Origin of the sequence: Colwellia marinimaniae (assembly GCF_002207865.1) — a bacterium.
Taxonomy (GTDB): domain Bacteria; phylum Pseudomonadota; class Gammaproteobacteria; order Enterobacterales; family Alteromonadaceae; genus Colwellia; species Colwellia marinimaniae.
The window spans coordinates 1-668 of the sequence record NZ_BDQM01000102.1 but is presented as its reverse complement, the minus strand read 5'-3'; the positions used below and the strand labels follow the sequence as shown (position 1 = coordinate 668).

General features: G+C 37.4%; 1 pseudogene. It reads left to right on the top strand.

Annotated elements, in window-relative coordinates:
- Positions 1 to 438: pseudogene (locus MTCD1_RS18350) on the top strand (transposase); the annotation flags it as partial.
- Positions 439 to 668 lie beyond the last annotated feature (230 nt).

Below are 668 nucleotides of genomic sequence, written 5' to 3'. Positions count from 1 at the left end.
TGTATGGCGTATGTTGATTTAAACCCGATAAGAGCCAACATAGCTACAACCCCCGAAACCTCAAACCACACCAGTATTCAACAACGCATTCATTCAGCCAAAAAAGCAAAGCAACCGAAAGTACTTTTCCCTTTTATTGGCAATCCAAGACAAAACGCGCCTAAAGGTTTAGCTTTTGAGCTAACAGAGTATATTGAATTAGTTGATTTAACAGGTCGTTGTATTAGGGAAGACAAATGCGGCTACATTGACAATAATCTGCCCAATATACTCACTCGATTAAACATCAGTACTGAAAACTGGTTAGTATTGACCACACAATTTAGAACATTATTTCATGGCGCGGTGGGTAATCCTAAAGCGTTAACTGAGTTTTGTCAGCATCAACACCTTAAAAAACGTGCGGCAGTCTCTGTTTGCCAAAAGCTATTCGCTTAGCATCACTTCATAACCAAACTCGTAACAAAAAGTCATAACCAATTAAGCAGATTTTTGAGACTTAAGGCTTAAGCATGACTGAAATTTACCGAGCAGCTGATTTCATCCTCTACAGCCAACAATTCATTTTTTTTACGTGAAATCCCTCAATAACAGGTGATGTTAATGATGAAAATTTAATGACTTGTGATAACCTATGGTGATTATTTTAAAGGGATGTCTGATGTTTT